The 7,576-nt window shown below is 66.5% G+C and carries 6 protein-coding genes; 2 read left to right on the top strand and 4 right to left on the bottom strand.

What is annotated here, in order from left to right; all coding sequences use genetic code 11:
* Window positions 1-533: 533 nt before the first annotated feature.
* Window positions 534-854: a hypothetical protein gene (locus tag EB084_15455; GenBank protein ID NDD29654.1), complete on the top strand. Its 321-nt coding sequence runs from the start codon at window positions 534-536 to the stop codon at window positions 852-854.
* 198 nt (window positions 855-1,052) lie between these two features.
* Here EB084_15455 and EB084_15450 read toward each other — a convergent pair whose 3' ends face one another.
* Complete coding sequence (locus tag EB084_15450) at window positions 1,053-2,540, bottom strand: DUF4173 domain-containing protein (protein ID NDD29653.1); 1,488 nt, start codon at window positions 2,538-2,540, stop codon at window positions 1,053-1,055.
* Between the two features lie 235 nt (window positions 2,541-2,775).
* Here EB084_15450 and EB084_15445 point away from each other — a divergent pair, with 235 nt between their 5' ends.
* Window positions 2,776-3,363: a hypothetical protein gene (locus EB084_15445; GenBank protein NDD29652.1), complete on the top strand. Its 588-nt coding sequence runs from the start codon at window positions 2,776-2,778 to the stop codon at window positions 3,361-3,363.
* A gap of 113 nt (window positions 3,364-3,476) precedes the next feature.
* On the opposite strand, the gene fadJ is transcribed toward EB084_15445, so the two are convergent.
* The 3 genes from fadJ to EB084_15430 form a co-directional block, all read right to left on the bottom strand.
* Window positions 3,477-5,672, bottom strand: coding sequence for a fatty acid oxidation complex subunit alpha FadJ (gene fadJ, locus EB084_15440; GenBank protein NDD29651.1), 2,196 nt, complete (start codon window positions 5,670-5,672; stop codon window positions 3,477-3,479).
* Between the two features lie 49 nt (window positions 5,673-5,721).
* On the bottom strand, window positions 5,722-6,996 hold the full coding sequence (fadI, locus tag EB084_15435) for an acetyl-CoA C-acyltransferase FadI (GenBank protein NDD29650.1): 1,275 nt from the start codon (window positions 6,994-6,996) through the stop codon (window positions 5,722-5,724).
* Between the two features lie 259 nt (window positions 6,997-7,255).
* Window positions 7,256-7,576: hypothetical protein (locus tag EB084_15430; GenBank protein ID NDD29649.1), on the bottom strand; the 321-nt coding region annotated here is incomplete at its 5' end.

Genomic DNA, 7,576 nt, shown 5'->3' with positions numbered 1-7,576 from the left:
GGCCTCTTCCTGGATCGGCTTCGCCGACGGCGGGGGAGGCGCGGCCGCGGGAGGCGGAGCGGAAGTGGGCTGGGATGTCGAGCCGAACGACCATCGCTGCACCTGCGGCGCGGGCGTCCCGACGGGCGCGGGAGCGGCCGGCTGTGGCGTCGCGCCGAACGACCACGTCTGTGCGTTCGGCTGAAGGCTCTGGAGCAGGCTCGAGGTCAAGGGCAGGCCGACCGGATCGAATGACCGCTGCTGTGGCTGAGAACCAAGGCTGCCATAGAGGTTCATGCTGTTGGGTAGACGGCTGATCACGGTGTGCTCTCCCTCAACGTCTCAATCGCCCCTTGCCGGCGGCAGCTGGGCACGGCGAACTGTACGCGCGGCGATTGCATGATCCCGGAAATGATCGTCAGGAGAGCGTAAAATGCGCGGCTCATTTCGTGAAAACATCGCACTTCGCGAGCCCGCATCCGGAAGGAGATGGCTTCCTCCGCTCAGAACTGCGGGCCTGTTCAAGGGTCAGACATCTGAAGAAGGAGCCCCCCATGCGCATCACCCGCAGAATCGTCACCGGCCTCGTGGCCGCATTCCTGTTCACCTGCTTCGGCGGCATGCTCGCCGCACACGCCCGACCGGCCGCAGCCGCAGCTTCGGCGAAGGCGTCTGTGCAGCAGATCAGCGGCGAGATCTCGTCGTGGTCAGACAACGCCTTCACCCTCAAGGTGGGCGCCACCGCCTGGAAGTTCAGCTACGACAAGAAGGCCTGCTTCATCGCGGGCAAGGCCGCTGTCGGCGCCAAGGCGCAGGTGAAGTACATCAAGGAAGGCGAGAACAAGATCGCCCGCAACGTGAAGATCGTCAAGTAGCCCACGCTCGCGAGCACCTGCTCGACATCACACGCAGGACGTCGGCAAGCGCCCGCGTCGTCTCCAGAAAGGCCCGCATCGCGGGCCTTTCTGCTATATCAACCGTCTCACAACAGTCTCTGCTGCGGTGAGCAGGTCGGCGACGACTTGCGAGCCGCAGTCGAGACGACTACTGGACGGTTGGTATGTGTGCGCATGTCAGAAGATCCGGCTTTCACGCGATGTCTCGCCCCCGGCTTGAACGATCTGTTTGGCTGCTCCTGTAGCGCGTGCGTGGGGGGGCACCAAGATTGAATCCCTGACGCGAGCCCGTGACAGGTTGTACGAGCGCCAGTCGTGGGATGTGCCCACGTGGGTGACCCGCCACAAAGCCAACGCCTCGCGCGCCAGCAGTGCAACCGCGGGATCTCCCGACGCGCACCCGGCTTCGAGGGCGGGCACCACGTCGGCCGAGAGCGACGCCAGATAGCGCACATCGACCCGCTCCGCTCGCGCCAGGTTCACGCACGCCACCATCCCCTCGACATCGACCAGCGAGACCAGGGCCACGCCGACCAGGGCCACCACGAAGACGCGTGAGGCCAGCCAGGCGAGCGTTCGGTCGAGCCCATTCCCCACAATGGTGACGAGAAGCAATACGCAGATGACGGCGATGCCGGCACTGGCGTAGAAGCGGAGCACCGTGAGGCCATACGCGTCGGTGTAGAGCGCCATGCGCTTTGCGGCGGAGGCTGCGATGCCCAGGGTCTGCACCGCCAGGAGAGCGCTCAGCGCGCGAGCAGCCGTTCGCCCGTACGCAGCGTGGAGAACCGCGTGCACCATCACCACGATGATCAGCACGAGCAGGGTGGCCGCCTCGAGCTCGAAGAACCCGCGCCGCGCGTAGTCGGCGCAGGTGAGCCCCGGCACGCTCAGCACCGCGTTCCCCGCAAAGAGATATCGGGCTTGAATGACGAGGAAGGCCGCAAACAGCCCGTTCACGAGCGACAAGGCCACGCTCACCACGACCGGATCGACGCACAACGACGAGGTGAGCGTCTGCGGCGCGTGCGCGTGCAGCAGCAGGCGATGCAGCAGGCCGAAGGCAAGCGCGCTGAACAGCGCGACGCGCATGAACGACACCACGACGTCAACAGAGATGCCCTCGAGAACGGCGTTCACGTTGCGCTCGAAGACGGGGTCAGACATGCAGAACAGCGAGGTGAACGCGGCCAGCAGGGGCAGAGAGAGCGCGACGCCGGTGAGCAGGCGCCTATCGAGGATGCGGCACGTCGCATCTCCCCCTGCCGCGCGCAGCCCGAGACAGGCGTACAAGGGCGACACCAGCACGTTCAGCGCCAACGAGACCGGGACAGGCACGCTGAACCGATCGAGCGACACCGCGCCAGCAAACGACCAGGCCAGGGCCAGGAGCAGCATGAGACCGCACAGTGCCGGCGCCCAGGCCTGAACCACCTCGGCATCGTAGCACGCGCCGGCCAGCGCGAACACCACCGCCGAAGCCCAGAGCCCCGTGACCCACGAAGCAGATCGCCGCTCACAGCGGCGGGCGATGAGGCACGCGCCCCCGCAGACGAGCGCTGCGAACACCAGCACGTTGACGCCGGCCGGCTGGTCGACCAGCAGCCACTCCCCCGCCGTCCCCACGGCCACGGCAACCATCAGCAACAACATTGAAACCGTCATCGGACACCTCCGCTCAAACTTTGCAACACAAAGCACACTCCTGACTTTACATCGCAAAGTGAAACATCCCCGTCACTGCAGGGTCACAAGACGGAAACAAGTTCCGGAGATCGACCCGCGCCAGCCAGACGGGCGGGTCGAGCGGAGGGGGCTCTCCTCGGCCACGCGAAGCCTTCACCGTCCCACGGCGCTGGGGCCTTGGGCCGCGTCCCCCCTTCATCCAGAGCACATACACATGGAGGTTCCCCCCATGCCTCGCCTCGCTCCCCTCGTCGCCGCAGTGCTCCTCTGCACCCTGACGCGCGCCCTCTGGGCCGCCGACGGCCCCTGTCTACCGCTGCGCGCTGGCGCGGAATGGACGTACGCGCGCGACGTGCAGGATCGCACCCGCACACAGGTGCCGCGATCGCCGAGCGTGACGATCCGCGTGACCGGCGGGGTCAGCAACGGTCACTGGCCGCTCGTGATCGACGGCATCGAGACGAAGGCAAAGCTCAGCGCCGATGGCGTGCAGCTGCTCCAGCTGAGCCGTGTGGGCGTGGCCGGCGCCCCTGCCCTGATTCCCACGGCCGACCTTCGCTGGAGCGGCCCCGATCGCTGGAAGACCCAGAGCTTCGCCGGCTGCCTGGGCTTCAACATCATGGGACGCCGAGAGGGTCCAGAGAAGATAGAGACGCCAGCGGGAACGTTCGAGTGCCTGAAGATCACCAACGAGGGACTCGGCCAGGAAACCTGGTGGCTCGCCCCCGGCGTGGGCATCGTGAAGCACACGCGCAACCACAGCGGCGTCTTCGAGACGTGGACCCTGCTGCGCCGGAGCTGAGCCGCCACTGACGCGCCCCGTCGCCCCGCGCCCGTGACATGAAAGAAGGCGCCCCTCCGTCTGGAGAGGCGCCCTCACCCGGTGCGAAGCGCCGCAACCCGCGGCCGCGACGACTAGTTCGAGCCGCCGTAGAAGGTCTTGCCCTCTTCGGCCATCTGCACGAGCAGTTTCGCCGGCTCGAACGACTTCGAGAACGACTGCTTCAGATCGCGCAGGCGGTTCACCACGTTGGCGATGCCGATGGTGTCCATGTGGCGGAACGGACCGCCCAGGAACGGCGGAAAGCCGAGCCCGAAGATGGCGCCGATGTCGCCATCGCGGGGCGAGCGAAGCACGCCCTCCTCGAGGATCATGGCCGCCTCGTTCATGAATGCGTAGGCCAGGCGATCTTGAATGACCTTGGGCGACGGGTCTTGACGCTTGCGGCCGTAGGGCATCTGGTCGTACACGGTGAGGTCGACCTCGCCCTTCTTGCCGCCCTCGTAGGTGTAGAAGCCGCGACCGTTCTTGCGCCCGAGGCGCCCGGACTCGAACAGCAGAATGGCCTCGTCGGTGACGGGGAAGCGGTGCCCGAACGCCTCGACCATGGTGACCAGCACCTTCTTGGCCACGTCGAACCCGACCTCATCGATGAGCGTCATCGGGCCCACGGGGAAGCCGAAGTCGCGCATCGCCTGATCGATGCCCTCCACCGAAGCCCCCTCGACGAACACGCGAATGGTCTCGTTCATCATGGCCGCCAGGGCGCGGGTGGTGTAGAAACCGGGGCCATCGCCCACCACGATGCAGGTCTTTCCCTGCTTGCGGCCCACCGCGAGCGCGGTGGCGGTGACCCAGTCGGCGGTCTTCTCGGTGACGATGACCTCGAGCAGCGGCATCTTCTCGACCGGCGAGAAGTAGTGCATGCCCACCACCGTCTCGGGATGCTTGCTGCCCTCCGCGATCTTCGTGATGGGAAGCCCCGACGTGTTGCTGGCAAAGACGCAGTCCGGCCGCGTCACCGCCTCGACGTCGGCAAGCACCTTGTGCTTGAGCGCCATGTCCTCGAAGACCGCCTCGATGACCATGTCGCAGGTCTTGAACCCCGTGTACTGATCGGTCACCGAGAGCAGCCCCATGGCCATGTCCTTCTCGTAGGGGCGGATGTGGCGCTTCTTCACCTTCTCGGAGAAGAACTTGTCGGCATAGGCAGCCGCTTTGCTGGCCGACGCGATGTCGCGATCCTTCACTCGGATGCGATAGCCCTTGTCAGCCGACAGGGTGGCGATTCCGCCGCCCATGAGTCCACCGCCCAGCACGCCGATCTTGGCGACGGCGTGGGGCTTCACCACGCTGCCGTCCTTGGCGCGCCAAGGCTCGCTCTTCATCTCGGTGCTGGCGAAGAAGATGTTCTGCAGCTGGCGGGCCACGTCGCTCACCGTGAGCTTTCCGAACGACTCGGCCTCGAGGGCGAGCCCCTCTTCGAACGAATGTCCGCGCGAGTGATAGATGGAGGCCAGCGCCATGTAGGGCGCCGGATAGTGGTTGCCCACCTTCTTCTTCAGCGTCTTGAGCGCCGTGTTGTACATGAGGGCGCGCCCCGGCACGGTGGCCTGCAGCATGAGCGCGCCCAGGGTGCGGGCCGGACGCTTGGCCGACGCAGGCTTGATGGGGATGTGCCCCAGGTCAGCGGTGGCGCGGGCGAGCTGGCGCGCGGCACGCACGGCGCGGTCGCGCAGCAGCTCCTTGGGAACCACCTCGTGCACCAGCCCCATCTTGCGCGCCTTGTCGGCGCGGATCTTGCTGCCATTCAGAATCATGTTGATGGCCGGCTCCATGCCGATGAGACGAGGCAGGCGCTGGGTGCCACCGGCACCGGGGATGAGGCCGAGCTGCACCTCCGGCAGCGAGAGCTGCGTGCTCGCGTCGCTGGTGACGATGCGATAGCGGCAGGCCAGGGCGAACTCGAGGCCGCCGCCCATGGCGGCGCCGTGAATGGCGCACACCGTGGGCACGGTCAGGTCCTCGATGCGGTTGAGGGCATCTTGACCTGCCTTCGAGAGGGCCTCGCCTTCCTCGGCGGTACGCACGCGGGCCAGCATCTTCACGTCGGCGCCGGCGATGAACCCTTCCGGCTTGCCGCTGATGAAGACGACAGCCTTGACGTCTTCTTCGGTGAGACGCAGCATGAGCGGCTCCATCTCAGACATGAGCTTCTCGCTCAGCAGGTTGACCTTCTCTCCCGGGAGGTCGATGGTGACGACGGCGATGCCGTCTGCGTCGATGTCGAGCTTGAAGGCTTCGAGGGCCAGGGGCTTGGATGCAGTCATGGTCATCTTGTTTGGCCTTTCTTGATCAGTTCAGGAATGTCTCGCGGGCTCAGCGCTCGATGACCATCGAGACGCCCATGGCGCCGGCGGCACAGAGGGTGAGAAGCGCGTACCTGCCGTTGCGACGTTTCAGCTCGTGGGCGGTGGAGACGAGCATGCGCCCGCCCGTGGCGCCGAACGGATGGCCCAGGGCGATGGAGCCTCCGTTCACGTTGAAGCGGCTCATGTCGACGGCGCCCAGCGGCATGTCGCGGCCCAGCTTCTCCTTGGCGAACGCCGGCGATTCCCACGCCTTCAGGTTGCAAAGCACCTGGGCAGCGAAGGCCTCGTGCATGTCGACGAGATCGATGTCAGAAAGCTTCAGCTTGCAGTCATCGAGAACCTTGGGCGTTGCGTATGAAGGCCCCATGAGCAGGCCCTGCTCCGGGTCGAGGGCCGCGTAGGCCCAGCCCTTGATGTAGGCCAGCGGCGTGTAGCCCAGGGCCTTCGCCTTATCCTCGGTCATCAGCAGCACCGCGGAGGCGCCGTCGGTGAGACCGCTCGAGTTGCCCGCCGTGAGGGTGCCGTACTTGCGGTCGAAGGCGGGCTTGAGCTTGCCCAGCTGCTCGACCGTGGTGTCGGCGCGCACGTAGCTGTCAACCGTCACCGGGTGGCTGTCAGGCGGCGCGAGCACGGGCGCGACCTCGTCGTTGAAGCGCCCCGCGGCCACCGCGGCGGCGGCGCGCTGATGGCTCATCATGGCGTAGGCGTCTTGTGCCTCCCGGGTGATGCCCCACTGACGGGCCATCTCCTCGGCGTGCTGGCCCATGGTGCGTCCGGTCGAGACCTCGGTGAGCTCGGGCGGTTGCGGCAGCAGGTCTTTCTTGGGGTTGATGCTGCCAAGCGCGGCCATCTTCTGCTGCACCGTGCGGGCCTTCTGGAACGCCATGAGCGACTGGATGAAGTTCTTCGAGTACTGCACGGGCACGTTCGACAGCGACTCTGTGCCGCCGGCGATGACCACCTGGTTCTTGCCCGCGAGCATCGACTCGGCGGCGCTGGTGACGGCCTGCAGGCCAGATGCGCAGGCGCGGCCGAGGGTGAACCCCGGGATGCGCTTGGGAAGACCGAGGGAGATGACGATCTCGCGCGCGATGTTGGGCGTGCGTGTGGGCGACAGCACGGCCCCCATCACGATCTCGTCGAGCTGATTGATATCGAGCTCGCTGCGCTCGATGAGCTCCTGCACGGCGCGGCGTGCCAGGTCGAGGGCGCTGAGCTTGTTGTAGTCAGCCCACGACTTCACGAACGGGGTGCGCACTCCGTCGATGAGGGCGATTCGCATGTGGTTCTCTCCTTGTTGCTGCGCGTCAGCCGCGTCTCTCTGCCGGTATGCAGAACGAGAAGGCACGCGCGCCTCGGGGCCGCACTTCTTCGGGTGGTGAGGCCCTCCTGCGCCCGACGATCAAAATCCCTCCTTCGAGGGAGTCGCGCCTCCCCAAGGGGTGGGAGGCAGGGGGGCACCTCCCCGGCGCGCCGAGCAGCCTCTTCCCATGGTTCCCGTGATCGCGTGCGCTGCGGACGAGCGCGCGCGGCAGAGGGGGTCAGATGGCGCCGGCGTCCTCCCAGCGGAGGAAGCGGAAGAGATTCGGATTGGTGTATCGCGCGGCGTGCGACACCGGCTGCCGGCGCGCCTTCGGCGACATGTCGAGCTCGGCGTCGATTCTGCGCACCGCGGCCAGGTGGCCGAGGTCATCGCGCACCGTTCCCTCCGAGCGGATGCGCACCGTCATGTGAGGATAGTCGTAGCTCTCCGACCGCCCCGGATCGGCGTCGACGGCCAGCTCTCGCCGGGAGAGATCGATGGTCACGAAGCAGCTCCCCACCGTCTGACCGCTAACCGGATCGATGAGCGAATCGGTGAA

The sequence above is a fragment of the Pseudomonadota bacterium genome (assembly GCA_010028905.1).
Lineage (GTDB): Bacteria > Vulcanimicrobiota > Xenobia > RGZZ01 > RGZZ01 > RGZZ01.
The sequence above is the reverse complement of the archived record's forward strand: the minus strand, read 5'-3'. Positions and strand labels throughout refer to the sequence as shown.

Excerpts from the sequence above, each read along its gene's own strand:
- EB084_15455 (NDD29654.1), top strand. The coding sequence starts at position 534 with ATGCGCATCACCCGCAGAATCGTCACCGGCCTCGTGGCCGCATTCCTG.
- EB084_15445 (NDD29652.1), top strand. The coding sequence starts at position 2,776 with ATGGAGGTTCCCCCCATGCCTCGCCTCGCTCCCCTCGTCGCCGCAGTG.
- fadJ (NDD29651.1), bottom strand. The coding sequence starts at position 5,672 with ATGACTGCATCCAAGCCCCTGGCCCTCGAAGCCTTCAAGCTCGACATC.
- EB084_15450 (NDD29653.1), bottom strand. The coding sequence starts at position 2,540 with ATGACGGTTTCAATGTTGTTGCTGATGGTTGCCGTGGCCGTGGGGACG.
- fadI (NDD29650.1), bottom strand. The coding sequence starts at position 6,996 with ATGCGAATCGCCCTCATCGACGGAGTGCGCACCCCGTTCGTGAAGTCG.